A 25,941-nucleotide genomic window follows, 5' to 3' on the forward strand; every position below is an offset into this window, starting at 1 on the left:
CCTCAATCAATGTAACGCGGAGTGTAAAGCGCTTTGTAACGCGCGTCCGGCAGGGCTATGTAGAGCGCTATCGCCTGCCAAGCGCAGCGCGTAGCGCTTTACAGTTGCTTTGTCTTCCGCTTGCCTTGTGCTTTAGGTTGCGCTATCGGACGCAACGCGCTTGGGACGGCGCTATCCACAGCGCTTTCGCTTTCAACGCGCTTTGCAAAGGTGAAGTACATGCCAGTCATCACAATCGCGCAATCGAAAGGCGGGGCGGGCAAATCGACCCTAGCCCTCGCATTGGCTTCTGAATTTGCTGACTTGGGCGGAACGGTCGCCATCCTCGATGCCGACCGACAACTTAGCCTGCTCAACTGGTATACCGACCGCGCCAGCGAGGGGATGGACACTGCCGCCATCAAAGTCATCGACGCCTCACAGCTTCGCGATACCGAGATCGGCGGTGCCATCGAAAAAGCAAAGCAGGACGCTCAGCTCGTCATTGTCGATTCGGAGGGGACGGCAAACTTCAAGACGACCTATGCCGCGCAAGATTCGGATTTCGTCATCATCCCGACGCGGTCATCACGTCTGGACCTGGAACGGACCGTTGAAACTCGCGTCATGCTTGAGCGAATGTGCCCCGGGGTCCGCTACCGGGTCCTCATCACGCAGACCGCCATCGTCGCCCGGTCGAGCACCGAATTTCAGATCGATCAGCAAATCCGCGACACGTTGCCGACCTTCGATCAGCACATGCACATGCTTGACGGTTTTCGCGCCATGTCGAACTGGCGCAGGACGCTGCCCGAAGTCGAGCGGGAAGGGCTCGCACGTACCGAGCGCGCCCGAACGATTGCGCAATCGATCCTGGGCGCGATCCTCGAGGAGATCACGCAAACGGAGGACGCCCGATGACCGAGCGGAGGACATTACCAAACGTCGTCGCGGCAGCTGAAAGTCGGATCGCCAAGGCAGGAGACGATTCCCGCTCAGGACTTGCGCAACTCGTCGAGAAAGCCGGCCATCAAGCCCGTAGCAAGCCGGCGATCAGTCATCCCGGCTACCATCCCCAGATAGCTCCCGAACCAGAGGCGCCACGCCCCAAAAGAAATCCCAAGGTGAAGGCCGAAAAGCGCGTGCATGTCATAAACATGCGCCTGACGACCACAGAGCGCGAGCGCTTCTACAGCTGGTGCGAAGAGCGAGATCTCAGCCTTCCCGACGGACTCGTCGCGCTGATGGATGCCGTACAAGGCGGCTCCACGAACGATCAGGACTAGGGCGATCGGAGGAGAGGAGGGGGAGGGCGGCCGCGAGAAAGGATGACACTATGCTCATCGCACTGCGCCCCACTCAAGAGACCGTAGACATCGTCGCCAGCCTGCGCGGGAAGTGGCATGGATCCTACGCCCTGTGCCGTTGTCCCGCCCACGAGGATACCACGCCGTCGCTGTCGATCAGGCAGGGAAGCAAGAGCATCCTGGTCCACTGTTTTGCCGGCTGCGACCCGGAAAACATCCTGCGCGAGATCGCGAGACTATCGCCCCAACAAGGGGCGCCGATGCCCGACTTCACGCCAGCGCGCAGCTCGGCCAACGCACGTCGGATTTGGGACGATGGCCGCGAGATTACCGGAACGCTTGGCGAACTCTACCTTCGCCGTCGTAACCTGCCCATCGACCTTCCCGACATCCGGTTTCACCCCCGCTGTCCCTTTCGCCCAAAGCCCCACACCCGCTTTCTGCCCGCGCTGATCGTCGCCGTCCGCCAGGGACCGCAGATCACTGCCATACAGCGAATCTTCCTCGATCCCGAAACCCACTGGCACACCGGTAAATACATGCTCGGCCGGCCAGAGATGGGCGCATGGCGCCAAACGCTGGCGGGGACCACACTCGCCATCGCCGAGGGATTTGAGGACGCAGCTGCGTTTACAAAGCGGCAGGAAATCCCGTGCTGGGCATCGCTGGGTGCTGAGCGCCTGCCGCTGCTGGCGCTACCCGACTCGATCGAGACCCTGGTCATTGCCGAAGACGACAATCAGCCGGGAAGGGCAGGGGCCCTGCGTGCCCTGCACGCCTACAGGCGACCAGGCCTCAAGATCCTGCGCAGATCGCCGCGCCCGTTCGAAGACTGGGCAGCGGCCAACGAAGCGGCTCCTCCAACAACCCTCTGAACCTCCTACCCAGTGAAAAGGGGAGGGGGATGCTGAGCGGCGCATCAGCATGAGGAGCGAAGCGTGACCGACCTTTTCGACCATCAAGCCACCCGTCTCGACGCCGCCATCGATTGCCTGGCCGGCCAGATTTCCAAGGGCGAGCTCAACAAGACCTTCCTTCACAAGACCATGCGCGAGCTTCATGGCGCTGGATCGGCCGATGGCGCATGGACGCAGCGCGGCGCGTTCGACCTCATGGAAGCCGCACTCGTGCGTCACCTCACCAGCGCGGCAAAGCCGACAGGACTGGGAGATATCGAAGCGTTCTCACAGATTATGCAGGCGCTCCCCACGCAGACCGTGCGGAGCGAGACTCAAATCCGCTATCAGCAATTCTCAACTCCCGCCGACCTGGCGGCACTCGTGGCGGTGCTTGCACAAGCCAGGCAAGACGACCTTGTCCTCGAGCCGAGCGCCGGACACGGAATACTGGCTGCAGTGCTGCCCAAGGTTCGTACACTCCATCTCAACGAGATCGATCCCGACCGACGGGAGAAGCTGGCAATCCTCTTCCCGCAGGCAACCCTGACCGGCGTCGACGGCGCCATGCTGACATCGCTGCTCGACGAGACAACCAGGCCAAGTCTCATCGTCATGAACCCGCCGTTTTCCCGATCAGAGGGCAGGGGGGTCGATCAATTCGCCGCTATCCGGCACCTGCGCTCCGCGATCAGCAAGACCAGCCCACGAGGCCGGATCGTCGCCATCATGCCCGACTGGTTCACCACCAGCGCCAGGATGCTCAAAATCTACGAAGAGACATTCGCCAACTGCACGGTCCGATCGTCGTGTCGTATCGACAAGTGCTACCAGAAGCAGGGCACGACCGTCGCAGTTCGTCTCTACGTGATCGACAAGATCCCTGGCGTGACAAAACCCGCCGTACTGGCTCGCGACACAGTCCAAGCTCTCGCAGAGGAGCTCAATGTGCCGCCGCGAAGCAATCCTGAGCGAAAAGCGCCGGGCGCCGCTGCTGAGCGACCAAAGCCCACGCTGTTTCGCGCGATGCGGTCGACTCCGCGGCCGAAGGTGATCGCGCCTCGCGCCGTGCCCACGCAGGAAATCACCGCCGTGGCCTATGATACGCTCGATCGCCCCCGCCCTCTCGGCGAGCAGAAAGGCGTGTATCTACCGTATCGGCCGAGCCGCATCGACATTGCCAACGCCAGTACTCACCCCACGCCACTGGTTGAATCGGTTGCCATGGGATCGATCCCGGCGCCGCAGCCCGAATATCTCCCGCAGTTGCACGCTCGTATCGTCACTGAACAGCGGCTCTCCGAAGCGCAGCTCGAGACCGTCATCTACGCTGGAAATGCGTGGAGCCAGTTCCTTCCTGGCCTTTTCAAGCCAGACGAAAAAGGCGTCGGTCTAACGCTCAGCGAAGACGGTGAAGCCTACCGTAAGGGCTACTTCCTCGGCGACGGAACCGGGGCAGGGAAGGGGCGCCAGATCGCCGGCTGCATTCTCGACAACTGGTTGGCAGGTCGCAAACGGGCGATCTGGGTCTCCAAAAACGAGCAACTCCTCGAAGATGCGCGCCGCGACTGGGAGGCGCTCGGAGGAATGTCGGCCGACATTCAGCCACTTTCGGCCTGGAAGATCGACCAGTCGGTGCCCTTCCGTGACGGCATTGTCTTCGTGACCTATCCGACGCTGCGGAGCCAGCGCCAAGATGCCACACGCCTGAAGCAGCTGCTCGACTGGGCCGGAAACGATTTCGAGGGCGTCATCGCATTCGACGAAAGCCACGAAATGGGCGGGGTCGCTGGCGGGGAGGGCCTGAAGGGCGCCAAGAACGGGTCTCAACAAGGTATCGCCGGCGTGCTGCTGCAAAACCACCTTCCACACGCCCGCGTTCTGTATGCCTCCGCCACAGGCGCCTCCGACGTGAACAATCTCGCCTATGCGGTCCGGCTTGGTCTTTGGGGGCCAGAGACCGCGTTCGCCAACCGGGAGGATTTCATCAGCCAGATTCGTGCCGGAGGCATCGCTGCCATGGAACTGGTCTCGCGAGATCTCAAAGCGCTGGGGCTTTACCAGTCGCGCGCACTGAGCTTCGCGGGTGTCGAGTACGAGATCCTCAAGCATGAACTCACGCCCGAACAGGTCTCCATTTACGACGCCTACGCCGAAGCCTGGGCGATCATCCATCAGAACATGGAAACAGCGCTGGCACTGACGAACGTCGTCGACGACCTCGAAGGCAGCACCCTCAACAGCGGCGCCAAAGCCGCAGCACGTTCGCGCTTCGAGTCCTGCAAGCAGCGCTTCTTCAATCAAGTCCTCCTGTCGATGAAACTCCCAAGCCTGATCGGTGCGATCGACCAGCATCTGGCTGACGGTAAGTCGGTCGTCATCCAGCTCGTCTCAACGGCAGAGAGCATCCTCAACCGGCGGCTGAACAGTCTCAGTCCCGAGGAACGAGCTAACCTCGAACTCGATCTCAGCCCCCGCGAGAATGTGATCGACTACCTCGAGCGCGCGTTTCCGACACAGCAAATGAAGGTCTTCGTAGATGACACCGGCGCCGAACGATCCATGCCTCTCTATGACGACGACGGACGCCCGGTCCACAACCAGCAGGCACTTGAATGCAAAGCGGCGCTCATCGAGCAGCTCTGCGCCATGCCCCCTATCAAGCCAGCCCTCGACGGGCTGATCGAACACTACGGGACCGACGCCGTTGCAGAAGTCACCGGGCGCACCAAAAGGCTCATTTGCCAGTCCGACGGCTCACAAAAGCTGGAATCGCGCTCCTCGCGGACGAACCAGTCGGAAACGGATCAATTCATGGACGGTCGCAAGCGCATTCTCATTTTCAGCGACGCCGGCGGCACAGGCCGCTCCTACCACGCAAGCCTGAAGGCGAAAAACCAACAACAGCGCGTGCATTTTCTGCTCGAGCCTGGATGGCGGGCGGATCGCGCAATCCAAGGCCTTGGTCGGACCCATCGAACGCATCAGGCCACGACACCTCTGTTCCGACCCGTCACCACCGACTGCAAGGGCGAATTGCGCTTCACCAGCACCATCGCCCGAAGGTTGGACAGTCTCGGGGCGCTCACGCGCGGCCAACGGCAGACTGGCGGACAAAACCTGTTCGATCCCGCTGACAACCTCGAAAGCGAGTATGCCAAGGCCGCGCTCGTGACCTGGTTCGGCCTGCTGGCAGACGGGAAGCTCAAGAGCACGACCATGCTGGATTTCGAGAGGCGCTCCGGGCTTAAACTAACCGAAGAGGGCGGGGTGCTCGTCGAAGAACTTCCACCCATCCAGCGATGGCTCAACCGCATACTGGCATTGCCAATCCACATGCAAAACGAGATCTTCGACGAGTTTCTCGGACTGGTCGAAGCGCGGGTCTCGGCCGCACGCGAAGCCGGCTCACTCGATGTCGGCGTCGAGACGATCCAGGTGGAGTCGGCAAGGATCACCAAGGATGTCATCCTACGCACCGATGAACGGACGGGAGCCACCTCGCATCTGCTGACGATCGAACTGGAATCCAAGCAAAAGCCGGTTGCGCTCGACCGCATCCTCGAGATGCGCGAATGGGCCAAGTCGCCGAAACTGCTGGTCAATCGCAAGAGTGGTCGGGTGGCCTTGTGCGAAGACGCGCGCAGCTTCATGGAAGACACCGGCGATCTCATCCCGCGCGTCGTCCTCAACCGCCCGGTCCGCCGCCAATACAAGCTGCTAGCTGACCTCTCCGAAACCGCTTGGGAAAGCTGCGACGAGGCCGCCTTCCGTAAGCTCTGGCAGGCCGAAGTTACCGAAGCAGCCGCGCGCACAACAACCGAAACGATCCACCTGGCAACCGGCCTCCTGCTGCCGATCTGGTCCTCGCTTCCGCGGGACTACATGGCGGTCAACCGCATCGTCGACAAAGACGGCTCCAGCTGGCTCGGCCGCCTCGTCCACGACAGCGACGTATCGGCGCTCCTGAGCAGCTTCGGCGTCGATTCAGAGTATATCCCGAGCGTTGCAGCAATTATCGCAGCGCTCGCGCAGAACCGCTCGACCACGCTCCGACGGCCATTCCCAATCACGATCAAGCGATCGCTTGTAGCCGGCGAACACCGGATCGAGCTTGCGGGCGAGCTCGGCACGCAGCTAGCGTGGTTGAAAAGCCTCGGCTGCTTTACCGAGATCATCCAGTACAAGACACGCATCTTCGCCCCGGCCACGCGAGCGGAAGCCATCTTGGCCGCGCTGCTCGCAGTTGGCTGACGACGAGGACATCAGCCGCCGACGAGCCGGCAGATCCCTTGGGGTCTGTCAGGAGAGCTTTACATGAGGAATCGGGGGCTCAAGCCCGCCCCCGCGCGCGGACGAAGCTTTTGCAGAAACCTTCCCAAGATTTGTAGAGGCTCGACCCACTCATACTTGCGAGCTTCGCCCCCATGGTCTTGCGGTATTCGCCGGCGATCAGATCCTTGTCCCAACCACCGCCATAATCGCTCACGATCGTAAGAAGTTGCTGATCGCTGCAGAAATGCAGACTGTCGCTCGGAAACGGCTTGGACCTATTCAGCTTCGGGGTCTTGTCTGCAATGATCTCCTCGACCGTACCGGCACGCCGTGCACGCCGTCCGACCTTCGGCCTGTCGAGCTCCTTTGCGGTCGCTTCCTGCTCAACAGGGTCTTTGGGATAAAACATCAGCGTGACGGCCTCGACCGGCCGTCCACGCCCGGAGCCGCGGATCTCCTCCCATTCGACAGTGAAATCGGCGAGCTGATCGATCTCAGCCTTCGATTTGACGAGAACATCCCGGCGCAGTTCGGCGAAGTTCTTGAAGCTGCCGTCAGCGACACCGAGCTTGCGACGCAACTCCTCTACCGAGAATTTCTTCACTCGGTTCTGCCGGTTAATAATGAGACAGCCGATGTCATACAAAGTGAGCGCATAGCGGGACTGCAAAGCAAGCATCACGCCCAGATTGACCCTGGCGTAATAATCCGACTTCTCGATCATCCGCTTGAAATTATCAGAAAACTCGAACTCGACGACGCTCATTCCGTCTTCGGAGATTTCTTCCACGCAGCTTGAGAGCAAAGACTGTGACATGACCGCTGGTTTGCCCTTGGCGGTCGTCGTCCTGATCCGAATGATGACGCGAAGCAGTTCATCCATTACCGATTGAATTCGCTCGTTGCCCTTATGCGAACCGCGAATCTCTTTCTTGGTAATCGTGAATGTCTGATTGCGGCCGGCATCAGGGCCAGCCTTGCGCAACATAAGCGCAAATGCCTTCCGGGCAGCTGCGCTCAGCGTTCCGGTTTCAAATTCAGATTCGACAAGCTCGCCCGGCTTGCTCACAAAATCGAGCTGACCGCGGCGAATCACGTCCGCCACTCGCAAGGTTCGGCTTAGCCCCTCCATCGCCGGGGCAAGTTCTAACTTTGCCAGTTCCGAATCGGTCTTCATGTGAGTTGCATAGCATTGCTATGTCACAATGAGAACTCCACCCCTATTGCTCACATAGACAGCCCCCAGATCCTCACAATAACTGACGGGCCCTTGGACCCCTGACGAGAGAGCGATACCGGCGGGCGCGGGAACGGCCCCCAATCCCTCACGTAAACACGCGTCAGTGGCGCAAAACGAGCGCTGTAGCCCCCGATCACACATGTAGTCGTCGGCTTACAGCTGATGGAGCAGGTCAAAGGGACTGCGAGGCGTCGCAATCAGGGTGCTTCTTTCACGTTCAAACACAGCCCCCGACGGCTCACATAGACATTGAAAGCCAACTGACCCGCTGCCCCCAGTCCCTCATGTAAAGGAGATCGGCCTGAGAAACCGGCGCGAAGCACCGGTATTCTCACCATAAATGATGGATTCGAAGGCCGCGCGGATCCCCCAACGCCTCACAGAGAAGAGGACCAAGGCGACAATCATTGGATGGAGCCCCCGAAAACTCACATAATCGGCGGCAATCAACTGCCCACAGGCAGCCCCCAACGGCTCATAGAAACGACAAAGGCTCTAAGGATCGCCTGTTAAACCGAGGATTCCTCACGAAGGCCGCGACCGTCCGACCGAACGCTGCCCCCAGGAACTCATATACACAGCCATTTCGCGACGACTTCTCGCTAAGCCCCCCGTTTCTCACATGAACATTCGGCTCTGAACTGTGGGCGAGCCCCCAATCGCTCACGTTAATGCAGAACATCGAGCGGGCAGATCGTAGCCCCAAATCCCTCACATAAAGCGTCAGATCAGGCGATACCCGGCCGCATCCCCAGTTCCTCATAGTGACCCCCTGTCGCTCAGGACAATGCCCCCGGTTTCACATGATGAAGCCCCCCGTTTCTCACGCTAAAGCCCCCCAACCCTCACGAAGAGGGGGGTTAAACCATTGAGTCTACAAAGGATAATGAGCCCGAATCTTAGAATCTTGAATCATTGAAGCTCCCAAGCTGGCGCTTGGGCGTTTTTTAATGAGATTCTTGAGAGACGATGGAGGCGATGCCTGCGCCAAGCATAACAGCACTGCGTAGATCAGGCCAACCAGAAGAGAGGAGGGGGAGGGGGAGTGATGGTCCGTCGAACTGGCGGGCAATCAGTAGGAGACTCCCCATGCAAACCATCCCTCTCAACAAACTGGTCCTCAGTGACAGCAATGTACGCAAAACCGTGTCCGCCGACGCCGACGAGCAGCTCTCGCATGACATCGAAGCGCACGGACTGCTTCAGAACCTCATTGTCACCAAAGCCAAGAAGCGCGGCACCTACGCCGTCATCGCCGGCGGACGCCGCTTGCGCGCAATGGAACTCATCGTTGCCCGCGGTAGCTGGCCTCCCGACCAGGAGATTTCCTGCAAAGTGATCGACGAGACCGCCGGTGACGCCTCCGAAGTCTCGCTGGCAGAGAACTTCCAGCGTCTCGCAATGTCACCTGCCGAGGAATGCCGCGCATTCCAGCACTTCATCAAGGAAGGCGATGATATCGCCGCTGTAGCCAAGCGGTTCGGACAAACCCAGCGCTTCATCGAGGGTCGGCTGCGCCTGGCCAATCTCGCAGAGCCAATCTTCGAAGCCTTGGCGAATGGCGACATTACCCTCGATATCGCCAAGGCGTACGCCGCCACCGACCAACATGAGGTCCAGCTGCGCGTCTACGAACAGACCCGCCATTCCTACCACATCAGTGCGGACGGCATCCGCCGCATGATCGCCGATGGCTCCATCCGTGGAAACGATCCGCTGGCGCTGCTCGTCGGCGAGGAAGCGTACGTGGCAGCTGGCGGGCGGATTGAACGCGACCTGTTCAGCGATGCAGCCGATGATCGCTGGACGGATATTCCGATCGTACACGATCTCGTTGGCAAGAAGATGGAGGCCGAAGCCTCGCGACTGGCCGCAGAATTGGGCATCGGTTGCATTTGGCCCATCGCTGGCACCGCCAGCTGGAACGTGCGTCACGAGCTGAACCTCAACCCGGTCCGGCTTCCCCCGGCTCCGGTCAGCCCCGAGGTGAAGAGCCGCATCCAGGCGATCGAAGAACGCATGGGCGCTATCAGCGACATTTTCGACGACGACAGCGCTGAAGAGACAGCCGATATCGACGTCGACGCGCTCGAGCAGGAATATTCCACGCTTGAAGCCGAATACGAGGAACTGAGCCGTCCTGCCCGGGAACTGCCCGAGGAATGGAAACCCGAGGTCGGCCGTTTCCTGATCCTGTCGACCAAGGGTGAGATGATCCTCGAAAGCGACTACTTCAGCGAGAAGGATCTGCGCTTCGAAGCCGACGAGGAAGGCAATCTCACGGGCGGATCGTTCGAGAAACCGACGGCGCGCGGCAGCGACTCCCGCCCGAGCAAACCTGAAGCCGTAGCGCCAGGTGGCAAACCCGTCAGCGCGAAGCTGTTCGACGAACTGGCGGTTCAGCGGCGTAACATCCTTGCAGCCTCGCTCCTGGGCGATCCGGGTCTCGCGCTCGATCTTGCAATCTTCGCGCTTGCAGTCGGCACGGACAGCTACGAGCAGAAGGGCACGACGATCGCTGCAGGCCGGCCACACGATCCCGTTCTGGGGGATATCCCCCGAGGCGTGGCCGAAGATACGCTGAGCGAAGCCTACGACCATCTCGACAAGAGCTGGCAGGAAGCAGCCGATATCGTCACGCGCTTCCTGGCGTTCCGCTCGCTCGATGACGACGCGAAGGCAGCCTGGATCGCCTATGTCGTCGCAACCTCTCTCGAGGCGAAGAAGGGCTACAACTCGGAGTATCACCCGATCCACGGGCTGCTCGGCTCGCTGCTCGACATCGACGTCGCCGCTCTATGGCGCCCAACATCCGAGAACTTCTTCGATCGGATCAACAAGTCCGCGTGCCTGGCGGCCTTGAAGGAAGTCGGCGGGAGCGAACTCGCCAACCGCTACGCGGCTTCCAAGAAGACCGAGCTCTCGAGCACCTGCCACAAACTGTTCGCCGGCGAGACCATTGTCGAAGAGGACATCAAGGAACGCGCTCTGGCCTGGGTTCCACCGGCCATGCGCTTCGAACCGCCCACGCAATCGGGTCCCGACGACCTCGAAGAGGGGCCGGGCGAGGAAAACTTCGATGTGGACGGGCTTCCCGACGAGGACACTGCAGACGAGCCGGACGGTGACTGCGAAGTCTCGCCGGCCAACGACGAATTCGCCGACGAAGAAGCGGCGATCGAAGCCTGACAACAGGCGAATCTCCTCCTGATGCAACCTTGGCCCGGGGCTCAGCTCCGGGCCATTTCTTTTGGAAAGGATCCGCTATGCGAACGGGCCCCAAGCGCGATGTCGCGCAGGAAATCACCAATCTCATCATCTCCAAGATCGAGCAGGGCGTCATGCCCTGGCGCAGACCCTGGATCAAACTCGGCGGCGGCGGAGCGCCGCTGCGCGCGAACGGCGTGCGTTACACCGGTATCAACGCGCTGTATCTCTGGGCCGTGGCAGATTCGTTCGGTTATCGCTCGCGATACTGGATGACATACCGGCAGGCACAGGAGCTCGGAGCCCAAGTGCGGCGCGGCGAAAGCGCACAACCCAGCATCTATTTCAATTCGGTCCAGAAACCCGAAATCGACGAGAACAGCGGCGACGAGGCGACCAGGAGCATTCGCTTCATGCGCGCCTACTCCGTATTCAACGCTTCGCAGATCGACGGCCTCCCGGAGCACTTCTATCCGGATCCGCTGCCGGTCACTCCGCCGACTCCATCGGAAAAACAGGCCGAAATCGATGCGTTTTTCGCCCCGATCCCAATCGACGTGCGGCACGGAGGCGACCGGGCCTTCTACGCACCGGGCGGCGATTTCGTACAGATGCCGCACAAGAGCAGCTTTGCTTCGAGCGATCACTACGCGGCGACCCTGGGACACGAACTGGGGCACTCCACAGGTGCACCAAGCCGCCTCGGCCGCGCATTCGGCAAACGCTTCGGCGATAAAGCCTATGCCTTCGAAGAACTCGTCGCTGAGCTGTGCAGCAGCCGGATTTGCTACGAATTGGGGCTTCCGACGGAATTGCACGACAGCCACGCAAGCTACATCGACCACTGGCTGACGATCCTGAAGGCCGACAAGTCGGCAATCATCACAGCCGCTGCCAAAGCCGAACAAGCTTTTAACTTTCTCGCCGCATTCTCTGGATACGGCGAGCAGGCCGAGGAGGCGACCGATGGGGCTCGCGCACTTCCAGCTTACGCTTAACGCGCACCCACGCAGTGTGCTGCGGCTCCTCCAGATCACCGAGTATGACTTCCTTCGGCTCCATGCGAGCAGCGAAGACGCGGTTGTTTCTCAGGATCTTGCCAAGGTCCTCGTCGACGCCTTTCCCGGCCATGACGCCGAGACCGCGTTTGCAAAGATCTTCGGCGAGACATCCCCCGGTTGGGAGGTGCGAGAAGGGTCGGGAACCACGATTATTATCGAAACAGGGTGTGGCTACGGCATTTGTCGCCTCCTTGTTCGGATCCATGATCTGAGCCTGCTGCAACAAGCGTTCCGTCAACCGGTCCGCTCTAACCTCACATCCGGTCGCCGCTCGTGCGCGGCTGCACCACAATCCCGCTTGCGTCGGGTCTGGCTCAGGAAGACGGGACCAACCTTTTTGTCGGCGATCGAAGCCAATGGGGACCGACGGTCCGTCTAACCTGGATCCGGCAGGGGCACGCCCCGCAGGAACTCGTTATTTATACCTCGTCAGGCTGCCTTGAGGACTGCGCCTTTTGGCACGACGCCAGCCGAACTGAACTGCCACAGCGCAATCAGCAGCTTACGGGCGAGAGCCACAATCATCACACGGCGGACGCGGCCACCGTTGGTTCGCACCCGCTCCTCATACCAGCGAGTCAGTTCTGATGCTGGCTGATGTCGCAGCCACAGCCACGCGACTTGGATCATCGTTACGCGCAGCCGTTTGTTGCCCGCCTTGGATACGCCTTGCTCGCGGTCCATCGCGCCACTTTGCCACGGCGACGGCGCCAGTCCTGCATAGCAGGCGACCTGTCGACGGTTACTGAAGCTGCGGAAGAATGCCTCGGCATAAAGCACGCTGGCGAACTCAGGGCCGATGCCGCGCAGTTGGAGCAGTCGAGCGGTGGCCGGCGCTGGATACTCTTCTGTCGCCGTGTCCGCCTCCGGCTCCAGCTCCAACATTGCATCGCGCTCTCGCTCAACCTCTTTGATAGCATCCGAACCAGCTACCAGAACTTGCGGCGCTTCCCTTCAAATCCGTCTTTCACTGTGTCGATCCACGCGACAATCTCATGCTCGCTCCAACGGGAGGCATAGGATGATATTTATAGGGGGGCCGAAAAACGCCCCTGGACGATCAGCCGATAGATCATAGACTTTCCGAGGCCGACGCGCCGAGTGACCTCGGCAAGTTTCAAGAGCCGTTCGGGGGGATCGGTAAACTCTGCCATGTCATCCATCCTACCCCGCCATGTTCGAGCGAACGGCTGGCGGATAGGTAAAGGGCAATACCATCTGCGCGGTCATACCTTCCGCGTCGGGGAGCAATATAGCCTTGAGCGGATAAAACGGATCGTTGATCTCAACGCGCACATAATTGCGCGCGGGATCGCTGCGGGATTTCTTCTCCCACGCATCGCCTATGGAGTTCCATCCCGGCATTACGCGAAACGCAGGGGCTTCATCGCTCTCGCGGTTGTCGTTCGGCACCAGCCTGATTCGGCGTTTTTGTATGGGGAGCGTATCGATGTCGCCGTCCCAGCCGCCTTTCGTCTTCTGCCGCAGCGCCTCGGCGCTAAAGCCCGTTACGGCCACCGGCACGGATTGAAAAGATTCGTTGCGTTTACGGGCCGTGACGATGATCTCGTCTCTCGAAACGTTTTCGGCGGCGGTCTCCGACGGAGACGACAGACTTGAGGGCTGCAGCTGGGATTGGGCAAACACCGCCGATGGTGCTTCTATCATCGCGACAAGCACTGCGGTGCGGGAAACAATAAGGCGAAGATTCGATTTTTGCATATACGCCCCCTGTTTTTTTGAGTGTCGAAACTGGTCCTTGTTCTCAGCCATTGCGGACAGGCGTGATTGCTGACGGAACTTAACTGTTCCGTCTGATGAAATTCGAGCCTACGGTTTCCGGCGGGTGAATTAGTCAGATCGCTAGCGCGGGATGCTTACTGTCCCACGGCTGCAGGAGGGCAAGCGCCTGCGCGACACGGAATACCTTGGTCTCGTTCATCCGGCGCGCGATCACCTGTAAACCCACGGGCAAACCGTCGACGAAGCCGCAGGGAACCGAAGCAGCGGTGAGCCCGAGGAAATTCACGACATGCGTATAGGGTGTGCCGAATTGCGCGCCATAGGTCGGATCGGCATAGGGCTGCTCCCATCCAGCGGGCGCGATCGGTGCGATGGTCGTCGATATCGGAGTGCAAATGACGTCGTAGCGGTCGAACAATGCTTCGAAACGGGTTCTGATATCCGCGCGGACTCGCTCGGCCTTGGCGATGTCGTCCGCTGTCGGAATGGGGCGGTCGCGCAGCATGGTTTGGGCGACCGGCGGCGATATCAGTGCCTTCTGTTCCTCGGAGAAACCCCGAATTTTGGCGACGCTGCCCAGCGCCGCATTGCTGATTGCCCAAGGCTCGAAGAAATCATACAGCTTGATGGCCGGATCCTCGACCGTCGCACCCGCGCGCTCCAGCAGGTAGGCGGACGATTTTTGCGTCTTCAACACGCGCAGATCGAGGATCGGGATATGCCCGAAATCGTCGCTCCAGGCGATCTTGAAGCCCTTGATGCCGTCGTTAAGCCCAGCGGTAAAATCGGGCGTAGGCGTCTGGATGGCGCTCGGGTCGCGCGGATCAGGGCCAGCCATTGCATTCATTATGATTGCGGCATCCATCACATCGAGCGTCATCGGCCCGAACGATGCTTGTTGGGGGCCGGCCAGAATCGGCTCCAGCAGCGGCAGCCGGCCTGGGCTTGGTTGAAGACCGAATACGCCGTTGAAATGGGCCGGGATCCTTGTCGAGCCGCCGCCGTCGCTTGCAATGGCAAAGGGCGAGATGCCTGCTGCCGATGCGGCACCGGCACCGCCGCTCGATGCACCTGTGATACGGCGTGTATCCCAGGGATTGCGAGTCTCGCCTATGACCCGGTTCATCGAGCGCGCGAAATAGCCGAATTCGGGCGTGTTGTTCTTGCCGAGAATGACGACGCCGGCCTTACGGAGCCGAGCGACGAAGATGTCGTCATGGTCGGGAATGCGATCCTTGAAGATCAGAGAGCCGTCGGTGCTGCACAGTCCTTTGGTGAGGGCCAGATCCTTGATCGAGATCGGGATGCCATGCAAAGCACCAAGAGCATCGCCGCGCATGACGGCTTGTTCGGCCACCTTCGCCTGCACGAGAGCGCCCTCATGATCCACCGTGACATAGGCGTTGATCTTCGGATTGATGCGATCGATCCTCGCAAGATAATGTTTGGTGAGTTCGACGGGCGAGATGGTCTTCCTCTTGATCATGTCCACCAGCTTCCATGCCGGGGTCCACGTCAGTTCTGCGATTTCTCCCGCGGCAGCCCGTACGCTCACCGCTCCCGCCACACAGGCGCCCTGCAACAGGGTCCGTCGATCAACCTGCATTGTCCACCTTTTATATATGATCCTATTTGCCCGATTATTTGCCAGACTGACCCCGGAGTCAATGGATAAAGCCGCCGAAATATGATCCCGTTGAAAATATATGGTCCTATTGCGGTGGGTTGGTGGCAGCCGGGGTGCTATTGAGCTAGGGATTCCGGACATGAAAGCTGGAAGGGAAAGGCGGATGACGGCGGGCAGCGCGCTGGCGGCACATATCGAGAAGGAGATCGCCGAGCATTCGCTGGCGAACGGCGCGCTGCTTGGCACCGAGCGGGAGCTGTGCACACGTTTCTTGGTGACGCCGGCGGTATTGCGCCAGGCGACTCGGATACTTGAAGCCCGCGACATCGTGAGCACGAAACGCGGTACCTCCGGTGGCATTTATGTGCGGAAGACCTCACTCGAAACTGTTGCCGGCTACGTTGCGACCTTATGGGAGCTCGATGGGATCCAACTGAACGATCTGGCCACCACGCAGGCGCTGTTCCGGACAATGACCTTCAATGCCGCCAGCAAAAGAATGACGCTCGAGGAAGCCTATCACCTGCGACACCTGCAGCAGGATTGTCACGCAGCACCCGATCAACTGGCGCGGAGCCAAGCTGCGATCCGACGCGAGGATTACATCGCGTCACTATCCGGAAATCCGTTACTCGTTCTGAGCCACGCAATCTCAACGCGCTTCATTCGCAACATGGTCCCATTCGAATATTTGGACCTGTCCCCTAGCGACCGGCCTGATAAGACCGATCGTACGCATCCGATAGAGGCCGCCTTGCAGGGGGGTAAAGATCGCGCGATTTAGCGGGGCTCGCGCGTGACGAGCGGAGGTGGTCGCGCCGGAGCGAGGATCAGGCGGCTAATTCTGCCGGGTCGTTATTCCGGAGCAGTTTCCAGTTCCATGGGAGGAGCTCGTGCAGACGGGTTTGCGGGATTTCGGCGATGCGCGCGAGAACATCGGTGAGCCAGGCGAGCGGATCGACGTCGTTGAGCCGGCAGGTGCCGATCAGGCTGAACAGCATCGCGGCGCGGTCTCCGCCCCGGTCGGAACCGACGAACAACCAGGCTTTTCTGCCCCGGGCGACGCTACGCAGCGGTCGCTCTGCCGCATTGTTCGTCAGACAGATCCGGCCATCTTCCAGGAAGCTGGTGAAGCCCTCCCAGTCGTTGAGGAAGTAGGCGATGGCCTTGGCCACGGGATCGTGCCTGGAGAGGGTCTGGCGCTGCGCATCGAACCAGCTCTTGAGCTGATCGACCAACGGGACGACCACTTGCTTGCGCACGCGCAGCCGCTCCTCGGCCGTCTTGCCAATGATATCCCGCTCGGCGGCGAAGATCTCGTCGATCATCTCCAGCCCTTCCCGCGCAAGGGGAGAGATGAGGGGCACGCTCCCTTTCTTCTTGCGCTTCAACTGCCCGGCCACATCGACCAGTTTGAACAGTTCGCGTCTGCCATGCGCCCAGCAGTTGGCGCGGGTCATGGCCTTGTCCGCCCACCCGGGCTCGAACATCTGGTTGAAGCCGGCATAGCGGTCGACCTGGAGGATCCCGGTGTAGCCAGCCAGATGTGCGCGGGGATGTTCGCCTTTCCGGTTCCGGGAGTAGCGGCACATGAGCGCCGGCGCCCCTGATCCGTTGAAGGGGCGGTCATCGCGCACATAGTCCCAGATGCGGGCGATCTCGGTCTTGTATTTGGCAAGGAGCGGAACGGTGGTGTCGTCGGCGTGAAGCCGTTCAGCGGCCAGCACATGAGCCTCGTTCAACAGGGCGATCGGCCTGAGCGCCGCGCAGACCGCACCGATCTGGTCGGCGAGCGTCGAGAGGCTGAGCGGGATGCCTTCCGCCTCCAGTCGATCGCGCTGGCTGTTGAGCGGCTGATGCAAGCCGTATTTCTGGAACGCGAGATGGGCAAGAAAGTGCGGGCCGAACATGCCGCGCGGGGTGACGTGGAAGGGCGCCGGTGCCTGGCGGATCGTCTCGCATTGGCGGCACGACACCTTCTCGCGCACGGTCCGGATGACCTTGTGACGCGCCGGCACCGTCTCGAGGGTCTCCGTGATGCTGGCCGGCAGATGGCTCAGCTCCGCCGAGCCACAGCAGGGGCATTGTTCGGGAGCCGGGATCACCACATCTTCGCGCGGGGTCCCGGCCGGAAAGTCACGGCGGGTCCCGCGCTTGCGGGTGAAGGCGGCAATGGTGGTGGTTTTGGCGGCGGCCTGGTTGGCGAGGCTTTCGGCTTCGCTGGCATCAGCCTCCAGTTCCTCGAAGGCCATTTCGAGCTGGTCGATGAGCCGGCTCGCGCGTTCCGATTTGGCGCCATATTTGTCGCGGCGCATGAGCGCGTTCATCAGTTCCAGATGGGCGTTGCGGGCCAGCAGGTCGGCGTTGATGGCCAGGATGCGGGCGGCGTTCGCTTCCGCCTCGAGCGCCTTGACCTCGGCTTTCCGGAGCAGTTGACGCACGAGAGCGAGCTCGGCAGACACCTGTAAAATCCCGGGAAGTTCATCGCTTGACGACATGGCCTTCGATAGCAGGAAGTGCCCGGAAAGCCTAAGCTTTTCTTGCCTTTTTGCCTCTTTTCCGCTCCTTTTCAAAGCCCTGTTTGCGCCGCCGATCCGTGCTGCCCGGGCGCCGTTCCGGCTCAACCAACCTGGCTTGGCCGCCACGTGCGTTGCGGGTGGCGCCAGTCGATTCCTTCGAGCATGCAGGCCAGCTGCGAGGCGCTCAGCGCAATCGCTCCGTCCTTGGCCGAGGGCCAGATAAAATGCCCCTTCTCGAGACGCTTCGCATAAAGCGATACGCCCAGCGCATCACTCCACAAGATTTTTACCAGATCGCCGCGGCGTCCCCGAAAAACGAACAAATCTCCCGCGTGGAAGACCTTGCCCAGCTGCTGCTCCACCTGACGTGCCAGGGTCGCCATGCCGCGACGCATATCCGTGTGGCCGGTCGCAACCCAGATCCTCACACCTGCGGGAACGGGGATCATCGCAAGCTCTCCAGGATCGCACGGACCAGGTCCGGCCGTGCCGTGTCCCCAAAGCGGATCACCGCTCCCCGCGTCTCGACCATCGCTGCGACGTGGGGACCTGGCTGCCCTTCACGCGGCCAGTCGTCCGAGCGGTCCGCCTTCACCACCACCGGCACAAAGCCCGCCTGGCCTGCCGGCGAACCGACCCGCTGCGTCCGCTCCCGCCGCCAGCGGTGGATCAGGCTCGGATGCACATCCGCCGCGCGCGCAATCTGTGACACCACCGCTCCCGGAGCACAGGCCGCCAATACCAGCGCATCCTTCTGCTCCCCGCTCCACACCCGCCGACGCTCCACGCCCGAAATCACCGTTATCCGTTCCATCCTGTCCTCGCTAACTCCAGTGCAAACGACGCGTTTGCACTCGCGTTAACTCCGACAAGCTCACAGGCAGAACAAGGCGGTCCCTATCGGATGCGTACGAAACAGGGCCTGATGGCGCTGATCTTGCTGCCCTGATCCACGCCTTAGATCTGGCTGCGCCGGAGGCCCTCCAACAGGAAATGCACTACGTTCCCAAACTCCCTGGGGCTGCGAGCAGGCCGATCGGGGATCGGCTCAACTAGGAAGAGGAGGGGGAGGGCAACCATCGAACTTACGATGGAGCCGAGAATGAACTACGATATCGACTTCCGCTACCGGCGGGCGCTCTCTCCCGAAGGCCTGGTCACTTACGAGACGTGTCTCATGGCGGTAAACGATGCCGTCGCTGACGCCAAGCTTGCCGGCCTTGATCCTGCCACCGATCCCGCCGTGCAATTGCTCAGCAGACGCCTGGCTCGTTTCAGCCTCGGAACGATCGAGAGCCAACACGATGAAGACCAGGATCTGCGCAAGCGTTGCGTCGAGAGCCTGGCCGAACTCAAGCACAAGCCGGCGATCGTGGCGCTTGTCTTACGGGGCATCGATTACCGCCCGGTGGAACTCGCCCATTATCGGCGCGAGGGACAACGCACTTTGAGGCAAATCGCCAACGAGCTCGGCCTCGACTGGGACCGTTACCGGCTCAATTACCTCGCACCGACGGCGTCACTGGCGGGGGACCATACACTTGAGAGCAGCAGTATCTTCGTGAGGATCTCGCCCGAGCGGTGGGGCGAGCAAGGCGTCGCATGGCGTCATCCACACTGGAAACCGCCTGGCAATGCCTTGCGCAAAGCCCCGATCACCGTGCTGCGCGACATCCCGGCATTCGCCCGGCGCCTCGCGCGCGAACTCAAACTCCCGGCCGCCCGCCAGGCCAGCCTAATCTAAGGACACACGCAAATGGGATGGCTCTACATGCCGGAAAGCTCGATGGGGCTGCACCGGACACCAAAAGCATATCTGGACAACCAGCTCACCTACGAGCGCCCTGCTGAAGGAGATCAGCCATTCAGCGCTCTGCGCGTGCTCAAGAGCGCCTGCCCCGGCAACCGCACCTACTACGCCGCTGTCGAACGATACGACGAAGCAGGAACACGTCTCCAGGTCTTCGCGATCGTGTGCCTCGTTCGGTGGAACCCGCGAGCGAGCGACGGCATGAACTTCGGCTACAAGGACATGGACGAACAGGCAGGGCCGTGTGAAGCAGATTGTCCCGCAAGCATCCTCGACCTGCTCACCAGCACCGATCACCCATTCGCCCTCGACTGGCGCCGACGATGCCATGCGAATCTGCGACGCCAATCGCGCGACGTTCCCGATGGCGCATTGATCCGCTTCCATGGAGAAATCGGCTTCACCGACGGATCACGGCACAGCGAATTTCGCGTAAAGCGGGAAGGGCGCAAGATCGTTCTGACGCCAAAGGACGGCGGCGGCCGCTATACGATCAGCCGCCTGATGGATCGCAATTTCGAAATCGTGCGCGAGACAAAAGTCGCCAAGACTTTCTTTCCCAGCGCCTGACAGCGAGGAAACCACCATGCTCCCCGATCGGCTATCCCCCCGCCGATGGCAGCTATGCGGTCGCACGAACGCCGACCGCCTCGCGCAGCGAACGTGCGAGACAGCCGAAATCGGTTTCGCCGTAGTTCGAACCCAATGCCGCCTGCAGCCTTACAAGGTGGTCAGAAGCGAGGAGGGCGATCCCCACGACATCGAACTTGAAGTCGTTGTCCTGTGACCTTCACCCGGAAATGCAGCCACCAAGCTGCGGGTCCAGATACCACGAAGGGCCTTCCTCGAAGGCCGCATCAGCCGAGACAACCGGCCCATCGGGTTGCGCCGCCACATATGGGCTCGGAATCGGAATCGGATAGTCGCCTGCGCGAAACAGATCCGCCGAAATGACGCTACGCGCCTCGAGCAGCTTCAGCAGCCAATCGAGATCATCGAGCATCTGCACGACGCCGCGCCCGGCGAGGCAATAGTAGATGCAACGCTGAAGATCGTCGCACTGGGTGGCCAGAATCCGTGCCAGACGCGCCTTGGCCTTCGGTCGTCCTTCGTGCACGGCTTCGAGCGCTTCGTAGAGTTCTCGAATCGAATAATACGCATCGAACGCCTCGACCCCGATACAGGCATTCGCGATCATCCGGCGGGTCGGCCTGTTTTCCTCGTCGAGCGACGCATCGCGCAGCGTTACATCCAGATCGAACTTCCCAACTTCAAAAGACGTGCTCATAATACGCTCCTTGATGTGCTGAACATAGAGTGAACATAAGGAGGCGTCAACCGGGTTAGGAATCATGTGGCTCGTACCCAAAGACAGCGATGGATCGCACGCCAAGGTCGCCATTCCGGCTGACCTCAAGGCCGGTCTTGTGCGCTGGTATACCGGGCGCGGGAACGAAGCCGATCATCGTGCATCGGTCTCGCTCGTCGTGACGGCGCGCGAAAACTACAAATGGATCGCCTGCGACTGTCAGGGCGACAAGCCCAGGCCCCCGCTGCTGAGCCCGGCCTATCTGAGCGAACAGGAAACCTACTACCTGCGCCGCCTGACCTCAAGGCCAGCCCACCAGCGGCGATGCCCATTCTTCCTCCCGCAGGCACCGGACCGCATTCGCGAGACCGCAAAAGACACGCTCTTCGAGATCGAATATCCCAAGGGCCTGTTCAACGCGCACAAGGAAGCCCCCGAGAAGCTCGCCCAGCAACCGCCCGACAGCGAACCCGACGACCGCAGCCGAGGCGTCGACATCCCGCGACTTGCCCGGCTGCTGTGGATGCTTCTCGAAGCGGCCCACACCAATGTCATCCCCTCCCTTCCTGGAGACGGGCGTCCAGAATTCTCGATCAAACGCGAGTTCGCCAAGATCTATTTCGCGGCGCAGCGCTTCCATATCGCTCCGGGCATCGTTCTGGCTGACCATTTCTACACCAAGGCGATCGACTACGAGAAGAAGCGTGTCCACGCTCGACTGCGTGAAGCCGCCAAATCCTGGCCGGGAGGCTATGCCCCGCAAGCTTTCCTTCTGCTCGAAGCCAACGCAATCAGCGGAAGCGAGATTGTAACGGGCCTGGGTACAATTGAGATTCGCAATCGCATCCAGCACACCGGCATCATCCGCGCCAATGTGAAACCGCCCTTTCTTGTCCTCGCTGTCGTCGGCGAACACAGCAAACGCGAAGGATACCTTGCTCTGCGAGCCTACGCGCAGCCGGTTTTCAAGGGCAATCAGTTCATTCCGATCGAACGCGAAGGCGATCGCGAGCTCCTGGAGACATTGACGCGATTTCAGTACCGAATGCGCGCCAAGGGCGTGCAAGTTGCGGTGAAGAAGCCGCAATTCGATATCCTAACCGAAGCCGGCAGCGTGAGGCCGGATCTCGTGGTTGCATTTCTCGATCACCGCACGGGAGAAGAAGCCGACTTCGCCATCCAGGTCCTTCGCAGCCGCGACGCGCATTACCTCGAATTGAAGCAGGTCGAACGCAGCCGAATAGCGGAGATACGCCCGACACTCACCACCACGCCAGGAGAAATTGGTACAGACGATCTCCTGGACAAGCTGGAAGCCATGATCGGATAAAATGCGGCCGCAAGGACTTCGCATACGAGCTGCTGTCGGATGATCCTGAAACCGCTGGCCCCGCACTGAACCCGTAAAAGCACAGAGGGGAGGGGGAGGAAGCAAGGCGGAACAGGAGATTTCGTCATGAGCAACTTCGCCCATACTCCCCGCCCGAGCTGCTCACCGTGGGGCGCTATCCAGCAAGCTGACCAATTGATCCCCGGAGCATGGCTGGTGTCGACCGCCACCCATGGCGGGATCCTGTTGTCCGACGAACGCCAGGCGGCAATGCCGGACGCTCTGAGGATTACCGAGCCCGCCTACGAAGAAGCCTGCGACTGGTCTTTGCCCATACTGGCATTTCAAGACGAGTTCGTAGCGAGTCCGTCCTGCCGGTCATCATGGATCACCCTTGCGCGCGACATCGCCCGTTGCTGGCATCCCGACCGTTTCACCGGGCACACAGGCGAAGCCGTGCCGGAAAACCCCTCGCACATCCTGCGAAGCCGAGCTGCGTACCAGCTCGCCATCGGGAAATTCTGCGTCACCAGCGCGTGGGGCAGCTGGGCAGAATGGGTGCCGGACGGCAAAGTCGGCGTCATGGCGCGCAAGGTTACCGCCGTCGACCATCTCGGACACGCGTCGTACGACGACGAAGAGCGCTACGCGCTCGTCCCCAAGGATCGCTACGATTCCAGCATAGGGGTAAACTGTCTCGACGATCTCGACGCGGAAATCATCGACAAGCCGACCGTCCGCTGAAAGGCGTTCGATGATCGCAATCATCCTCGGTCTGCCCCACCTCCGGCGAGGCCCGCTGCTCGATCGGGCGCTGGCGCTCAGGGCTTCCCTTCTGATCTCGGCCAACGCCCTGTCGCTGTGGCACCGGGCGAAGGCCGTCAGATGCTGGAAGGGATGGAACCTTGCAGAGCTGAACAACCTGCCGCCGAACGCCGACATCATCCTCGATTCAGGCGGCTTCACCAGCCACGTCGTCTATGGCGGCTTCCCGTGGACCATCGACGACTATGTCGCGCTCGCCGCCGCGTATCCGTTCCGGCTGTTCGCCAGCTTCGACTATCCGGTGGAGAAAGAGATCGCTGTCGACCGCAACGCCATCCGGGAACGCATCTCCCGCACGATCGGCGCAAACCGGGAAACGCGAAGACGCGCCGAGGACCACGGCATAGGCAATCGGCTCATGCCCGTTCTGCAGGGGCGCACGCCTGACGACTATGAGCGATGCGCCGATGCCCTGTCCTGGTCGATGATCCCCGGCAGGACCATCGGGGTAGGCAGTATGTGCCGGCGTCACGTCAGCGGACCAGAGGGCCTCGTTGCCGTGGTCGAGCGTCTCGATCGCATTCTGCCGCGAGGCGTCGACCTGCACTGCTTCGGGGTCAAAGGTTCGGCGCTGCCGTACCTGAGCGAATTCGGCGACCGGGTCGCGAGCATAGACTCGCAGGCCTACGGCATTGCTGCTCGCCACGATGCACACAGGCGCGGAATCAGCAAGCGGGACGCATTCGTCGCCCAGCATATGACAAGTTGGTTTCTGCGCCAGCGACGAGCCGCCTGTCGTCCGCCCAAACAGTTGCAGATCGGCATGACCAGGACCGCTGAGCATCCACCGGACAGCCCCTGGGAACGCGCGCTTGCGCTAGCACGAACCGAACTCAACGATCTGATCGAGACCGGCGATCTCGGCCATGATGAAATCACGGAACCCTGGCTCGAGCAGTGGGCGGCCGACATTCTTCACGCCGCCTGAAAGGGACCACCATGGTCAAACCATTACCTCCGATCGCCCACGCGGCGACCATCGAACGCGCGTTGAGGAATAATGCCCACGTCGTTTACAGCCTCTCGGGCGGCAAGGATTCAAGCGCGGCTGCATTCGCAACGAACGCCTATCTCGACGAGATCGGTCATCCGCAGTCTCGCCGCCATGCCATTCATGCCGACCTTGGAGACATCGAATGGCCCTCGACCGCGCCTTTCGTCGAGGACGTCGCCGATCACTTACGCGTGCCGCTCCACGTTGTGCGCCGCAAGGCCGGAGGTCTGATCGATCGCTGGCGCCAACGCTGGGTCAGCTCGGTTGACCGTTATGTCGGTTTGGAAACGTACCAGCTCGTCTCACCCTTCTCGAGCGCGCAGCTCCGCTTTTGTACCAGCGAGACCAAGGTTGCACCGATCGGCTCTCATCTGAAGGCGACCTTCAGTGGAGAAACAATCGTCTCCATTGTCGGGATCCGCCGGGAGGAAAGCGCAAATCGCGCAAAGGCGCCCGTCTTCAAAATGGACACCCGCTTCGCCCCGTCGGGCAACCGCGCCGGCACGCAAATGCTGACGTGGCATCCGATCCTGCAATGGACAGCCCAAGAAGTGTTCGAGGCCCACGCACAGATCGGCTTCCCGCTCCACGAAGCCTATCACATGGGCGCGACCCGACTTTCCTGCAGCTATTGTGTTCTCGCGAGCCTGCATAACCTCGTCACGTCGGCCAAGGCCCCGGGAAATCACCAATCCTACCGCGATATCGTCGACATCGAGATCGCCTCAAGCTTTTCCTTCCAGGCAAGCCGATGGCTCGCAGACGTGGCATCCGAGTTGCTTCTGCCCGAGCAAACCACGCTCATCGCCGCTGCCAAGACCGTCGCAACAGAGCGGCGTCAGGCCGAAGGCTCGCTTCCTCCAGGTCTACGCTTCTGCAGGGGATGGCCTCCCCGGATTCCCGCAATGGACGAGGCTCGAACCATTGCCGCAGTTCGAGGCCGGCTGCTCGAGGCTCTCAACCTCCCCAACAAATACCCCGTCGCCAACGACGTGCGAGACCGTTTCGCCGAATTGCACAGCCGCCGCGCGGCATAATCGGAGCCGCGCAGAAGCATTCAATCGGGCAGCAAAGAAGAGGGGGAGGGGAAAGGCGTCCATCACGATCAACGAGGGCCTTGGCATGAAAATCGAACTGAAGAACCTAAAGGTGGCCAACCACCTATCTCAAGAGACAACCGCGTACTCGGCCAGCGTGTATGTTAACGGCAAGCGCGCGTTCCACGCTCAAAACGCCGGTCAGGGCGGCGCCGACGACTTCCACCGCGTGCCGGGTTATGACGGCCCGGCTCTCGCCGAGATCGACGCATGGCTTGCCGACCACGAGCCACCTGCTGGCCCCATGGACCCTGACCCGGCGACACGCGCGGCTTACGACACCGGAATGCGTTGCGATCTGGAGCTTCTCGTCTCACGCCTAATCACCGAAAAGGACGCCGCGCGGATGCTCGGCCAATTGCTGAACAAGAAGATCCTCGCCCTCGGCGCTGATAATCAGGTCTACCAATACAAGGCAGCTCCGACCCCTGCAAACATCGCAGCTCTCATCAAGCGCAACCCCGAAGACACGATCATCAACGGGGCCGCAGACGACGTTCTGGCCAAAGCCCGCCGCGTGCTTTGCGGCGCTGAAGACACCGCCGAGGCCGTGTACGTGCGCCAGCGCGAAAACCGGCTGACCCAGGCCGATGCGCATTGGCTGCTCGCCCAGGACCGGGCGGCCAAGAAACCCTGCTCTGAACTCCAAGCGTAGCTCCTCGCCTTCATCGCGGCTGAAGACGCCCGCCTTGCTGAACATCGCATAGCGATGAGTGCCCAGC

23 protein-coding genes and 1 pseudogene are annotated in these 25,941 nt (G+C 61.1%); 15 read left to right on the top strand and 9 right to left on the bottom strand.

The window, feature by feature from the left end:
- Positions 1 to 219: 219 nt before the first annotated feature.
- From K4G67_RS09155 to K4G67_RS09170, 4 genes are all read left to right on the top strand, one after another.
- Positions 220 to 900 (top strand): ParA family protein, encoded by a 681-nt coding sequence (locus tag K4G67_RS09155; protein ID WP_239806078.1) that lies wholly within the window; start codon positions 220 to 222, stop codon positions 898 to 900.
- A complete protein-coding gene (locus tag K4G67_RS09160) occupies positions 897 to 1,265 on the top strand; it encodes a hypothetical protein (RefSeq protein ID WP_239806079.1) in 369 nt (122 codons plus the stop codon). Before K4G67_RS09155 ends, K4G67_RS09160 begins: the two co-directional genes overlap by 4 nt.
- Before the next feature lie 50 nt (positions 1,266 to 1,315).
- Entirely contained in the window at positions 1,316 to 2,161 is an 846-nt protein-coding gene (locus tag K4G67_RS09165; protein WP_239806080.1) for a DUF7146 domain-containing protein, read from the top strand.
- A gap of 63 nt (positions 2,162 to 2,224) precedes the next feature.
- Positions 2,225 to 6,436, top strand: coding sequence for a strawberry notch-like NTP hydrolase domain-containing protein (locus K4G67_RS09170; RefSeq protein WP_420830020.1), 4,212 nt, complete (start codon positions 2,225 to 2,227; stop codon positions 6,434 to 6,436).
- Positions 6,437 to 6,515: 79 nt separating this feature from the next.
- On the opposite strand, the gene K4G67_RS09175 is transcribed toward K4G67_RS09170, so the two are convergent.
- Complete coding sequence (locus K4G67_RS09175) at positions 6,516 to 7,634, bottom strand: replication initiation protein (protein ID WP_239806081.1); 1,119 nt, start codon at positions 7,632 to 7,634, stop codon at positions 6,516 to 6,518.
- A gap of 1,152 nt (positions 7,635 to 8,786) precedes the next feature.
- Between K4G67_RS09175 and K4G67_RS09180 the strand changes: the two genes are divergently transcribed.
- From K4G67_RS09180 to K4G67_RS09190, 3 genes are all read left to right on the top strand, one after another.
- Positions 8,787 to 10,886, top strand: coding sequence for a ParB/RepB/Spo0J family partition protein (locus tag K4G67_RS09180; protein ID WP_239806082.1), 2,100 nt, complete (start codon positions 8,787 to 8,789; stop codon positions 10,884 to 10,886).
- 77 nt (positions 10,887 to 10,963) lie between these two features.
- Positions 10,964 to 11,902 (top strand): ArdC family protein, encoded by a 939-nt coding sequence (locus K4G67_RS09185; RefSeq protein WP_239806083.1) that lies wholly within the window; start codon positions 10,964 to 10,966, stop codon positions 11,900 to 11,902.
- Positions 11,871 to 12,344, top strand: coding sequence for a hypothetical protein (locus tag K4G67_RS09190; RefSeq protein ID WP_239806084.1), 474 nt, complete (start codon positions 11,871 to 11,873; stop codon positions 12,342 to 12,344). The genes K4G67_RS09185 and K4G67_RS09190 overlap by 32 nt, the downstream gene beginning before the upstream one ends.
- A 50-nt stretch (positions 12,345 to 12,394) precedes the next feature.
- On the opposite strand, the pseudogene K4G67_RS09195 reads toward K4G67_RS09190, so the two are convergent.
- The 4 genes and pseudogenes from K4G67_RS09195 to K4G67_RS09205 form a co-directional block, all read right to left on the bottom strand.
- Positions 12,395 to 12,880 (bottom strand): annotated as a pseudogene (locus tag K4G67_RS09195) (transposase); the annotation flags it as partial.
- Positions 12,881 to 12,993: 113 nt separating this feature from the next.
- Positions 12,994 to 13,128: a helix-turn-helix transcriptional regulator gene (locus K4G67_RS17540; protein ID WP_306812044.1), complete on the bottom strand. Its 135-nt coding sequence runs from the start codon at positions 13,126 to 13,128 to the stop codon at positions 12,994 to 12,996.
- A 1-nt stretch (position 13,129) separates the two neighbouring features.
- Positions 13,130 to 13,738, bottom strand: coding sequence for a DUF736 family protein (locus tag K4G67_RS09200; RefSeq protein ID WP_239806085.1), 609 nt, complete (start codon positions 13,736 to 13,738; stop codon positions 13,130 to 13,132).
- A gap of 82 nt (positions 13,739 to 13,820) precedes the next feature.
- The gene (locus tag K4G67_RS09205; RefSeq protein WP_239806100.1) at positions 13,821 to 15,194 is read right to left on the bottom strand and encodes an amidase; all 1,374 of its coding nucleotides are present in this window, start codon (positions 15,192 to 15,194) and stop codon (positions 13,821 to 13,823) included.
- Positions 15,195 to 15,474: 280 nt separating this feature from the next.
- Here K4G67_RS09205 and K4G67_RS09210 point away from each other — a divergent pair, with 280 nt between their 5' ends.
- Positions 15,475 to 16,119 (top strand): FadR/GntR family transcriptional regulator, encoded by a 645-nt coding sequence (locus tag K4G67_RS09210; RefSeq protein WP_239806086.1) that lies wholly within the window; start codon positions 15,475 to 15,477, stop codon positions 16,117 to 16,119.
- Between the two features lie 46 nt (positions 16,120 to 16,165).
- On the opposite strand, the gene tnpC is transcribed toward K4G67_RS09210, so the two are convergent.
- The 3 genes from tnpC to tnpA all read right to left on the bottom strand — a co-directional run bounded on the left by tnpC (position 16,166) and on the right by tnpA (position 18,668).
- Entirely contained in the window at positions 16,166 to 17,833 is a 1,668-nt protein-coding gene (tnpC, locus tag K4G67_RS09215; protein WP_239806087.1) for an IS66 family transposase, read from the bottom strand.
- Between the two features lie 122 nt (positions 17,834 to 17,955).
- A complete protein-coding gene (tnpB, locus tag K4G67_RS09220) occupies positions 17,956 to 18,303 on the bottom strand; it encodes an IS66 family insertion sequence element accessory protein TnpB (RefSeq protein WP_239806088.1) in 348 nt (115 codons plus the stop codon).
- Entirely contained in the window at positions 18,300 to 18,668 is a 369-nt protein-coding gene (gene tnpA, locus K4G67_RS09225) for an IS66-like element accessory protein TnpA (RefSeq protein WP_239806089.1), read from the bottom strand. The genes tnpB and tnpA overlap by 4 nt, the downstream gene beginning before the upstream one ends.
- Positions 18,669 to 18,956: 288 nt before the next feature.
- Between tnpA and K4G67_RS09230 the strand changes: the two genes are divergently transcribed.
- Together K4G67_RS09230 and K4G67_RS09235 are read left to right on the top strand one after the other, a co-directional pair.
- On the top strand, positions 18,957 to 19,598 hold the full coding sequence (locus K4G67_RS09230; protein ID WP_239806090.1) for a hypothetical protein: 642 nt from the start codon (positions 18,957 to 18,959) through the stop codon (positions 19,596 to 19,598).
- A gap of 12 nt (positions 19,599 to 19,610) precedes the next feature.
- Positions 19,611 to 20,234 (top strand): DUF6927 domain-containing protein, encoded by a 624-nt coding sequence (locus K4G67_RS09235; protein ID WP_239806091.1) that lies wholly within the window; start codon positions 19,611 to 19,613, stop codon positions 20,232 to 20,234.
- 220 nt (positions 20,235 to 20,454) lie between these two features.
- On the opposite strand, the gene K4G67_RS09240 is transcribed toward K4G67_RS09235, so the two are convergent.
- Entirely contained in the window at positions 20,455 to 20,952 is a 498-nt protein-coding gene (locus tag K4G67_RS09240; RefSeq protein ID WP_239806101.1) for a hypothetical protein, read from the bottom strand.
- A gap of 64 nt (positions 20,953 to 21,016) precedes the next feature.
- Between K4G67_RS09240 and K4G67_RS09245 the strand changes: the two genes are divergently transcribed.
- The 5 genes from K4G67_RS09245 to K4G67_RS09265 all read left to right on the top strand — a co-directional run bounded on the left by K4G67_RS09245 (position 21,017) and on the right by K4G67_RS09265 (position 25,874).
- Positions 21,017 to 22,303, top strand: coding sequence for a hypothetical protein (locus K4G67_RS09245; RefSeq protein ID WP_239806092.1), 1,287 nt, complete (start codon positions 21,017 to 21,019; stop codon positions 22,301 to 22,303).
- Between the two features lie 126 nt (positions 22,304 to 22,429).
- Positions 22,430 to 23,047: a DUF7007 domain-containing protein gene (locus K4G67_RS09250; protein ID WP_239806093.1), complete on the top strand. Its 618-nt coding sequence runs from the start codon at positions 22,430 to 22,432 to the stop codon at positions 23,045 to 23,047.
- Between the two features lie 10 nt (positions 23,048 to 23,057).
- On the top strand, positions 23,058 to 24,056 hold the full coding sequence (locus K4G67_RS09255) for a deazapurine DNA modification protein DpdA family protein (RefSeq protein ID WP_239806094.1): 999 nt from the start codon (positions 23,058 to 23,060) through the stop codon (positions 24,054 to 24,056).
- A gap of 11 nt (positions 24,057 to 24,067) precedes the next feature.
- Positions 24,068 to 25,159: a phosphoadenosine phosphosulfate reductase domain-containing protein gene (locus tag K4G67_RS09260; RefSeq protein ID WP_239806095.1), complete on the top strand. Its 1,092-nt coding sequence runs from the start codon at positions 24,068 to 24,070 to the stop codon at positions 25,157 to 25,159.
- Between the two features lie 85 nt (positions 25,160 to 25,244).
- Entirely contained in the window at positions 25,245 to 25,874 is a 630-nt protein-coding gene (locus tag K4G67_RS09265; RefSeq protein ID WP_239806096.1) for a hypothetical protein, read from the top strand.
- The last annotated feature ends 67 nt before the right edge of the window (positions 25,875 to 25,941 follow it).

The organism is Croceicoccus hydrothermalis, assembly GCF_022378335.1.
GTDB lineage: Bacteria > Pseudomonadota > Alphaproteobacteria > Sphingomonadales > Sphingomonadaceae > Croceicoccus > Croceicoccus hydrothermalis.

Bases quoted from the DNA above. Each gene is read 5' to 3' on its own strand.
- K4G67_RS09155 (WP_239806078.1), top strand. From the start codon at position 220: ATGCCAGTCATCACAATCGCGCAATCGAAAGGCGGGGCGGGCAAATCG.
- K4G67_RS09255 (WP_239806094.1), top strand. From the start codon at position 23,058: ATGATCGCAATCATCCTCGGTCTGCCCCACCTCCGGCGAGGCCCGCTG.
- K4G67_RS17540 (WP_306812044.1), bottom strand. From the start codon at position 13,128: ATGGATGACATGGCAGAGTTTACCGATCCCCCCGAACGGCTCTTGAAA.
- K4G67_RS09260 (WP_239806095.1), top strand. From the start codon at position 24,068: ATGGTCAAACCATTACCTCCGATCGCCCACGCGGCGACCATCGAACGC.
- K4G67_RS09245 (WP_239806092.1), top strand. From the start codon at position 21,017: ATGTGGCTCGTACCCAAAGACAGCGATGGATCGCACGCCAAGGTCGCC.
- tnpA (WP_239806089.1), bottom strand. From the start codon at position 18,668: ATGGAACGGATAACGGTGATTTCGGGCGTGGAGCGTCGGCGGGTGTGG.
- K4G67_RS09235 (WP_239806091.1), top strand. From the start codon at position 19,611: ATGGGATGGCTCTACATGCCGGAAAGCTCGATGGGGCTGCACCGGACA.
- K4G67_RS09230 (WP_239806090.1), top strand. From the start codon at position 18,957: ATGAACTACGATATCGACTTCCGCTACCGGCGGGCGCTCTCTCCCGAA.
- K4G67_RS09185 (WP_239806083.1), top strand. From the start codon at position 10,964: ATGCGAACGGGCCCCAAGCGCGATGTCGCGCAGGAAATCACCAATCTC.
- K4G67_RS09265 (WP_239806096.1), top strand. From the start codon at position 25,245: ATGAAAATCGAACTGAAGAACCTAAAGGTGGCCAACCACCTATCTCAA.
- K4G67_RS09175 (WP_239806081.1), bottom strand. From the start codon at position 7,634: ATGAAGACCGATTCGGAACTGGCAAAGTTAGAACTTGCCCCGGCGATG.
- K4G67_RS09250 (WP_239806093.1), top strand. From the start codon at position 22,430: ATGAGCAACTTCGCCCATACTCCCCGCCCGAGCTGCTCACCGTGGGGC.
- K4G67_RS09165 (WP_239806080.1), top strand. From the start codon at position 1,316: ATGCTCATCGCACTGCGCCCCACTCAAGAGACCGTAGACATCGTCGCC.
- tnpC (WP_239806087.1), bottom strand. From the start codon at position 17,833: ATGTCGTCAAGCGATGAACTTCCCGGGATTTTACAGGTGTCTGCCGAG.
- tnpB (WP_239806088.1), bottom strand. From the start codon at position 18,303: ATGATCCCCGTTCCCGCAGGTGTGAGGATCTGGGTTGCGACCGGCCAC.
- K4G67_RS09240 (WP_239806101.1), bottom strand. From the start codon at position 20,952: ATGAGCACGTCTTTTGAAGTTGGGAAGTTCGATCTGGATGTAACGCTG.
- K4G67_RS09210 (WP_239806086.1), top strand. From the start codon at position 15,475: ATGAAAGCTGGAAGGGAAAGGCGGATGACGGCGGGCAGCGCGCTGGCG.
- K4G67_RS09200 (WP_239806085.1), bottom strand. From the start codon at position 13,738: ATGGCTGAGAACAAGGACCAGTTTCGACACTCAAAAAAACAGGGGGCG.
- K4G67_RS09190 (WP_239806084.1), top strand. From the start codon at position 11,871: ATGGGGCTCGCGCACTTCCAGCTTACGCTTAACGCGCACCCACGCAGT.
- K4G67_RS09180 (WP_239806082.1), top strand. From the start codon at position 8,787: ATGCAAACCATCCCTCTCAACAAACTGGTCCTCAGTGACAGCAATGTA.
- K4G67_RS09160 (WP_239806079.1), top strand. From the start codon at position 897: ATGACCGAGCGGAGGACATTACCAAACGTCGTCGCGGCAGCTGAAAGT.
- K4G67_RS09205 (WP_239806100.1), bottom strand. From the start codon at position 15,194: ATGATCAAGAGGAAGACCATCTCGCCCGTCGAACTCACCAAACATTAT.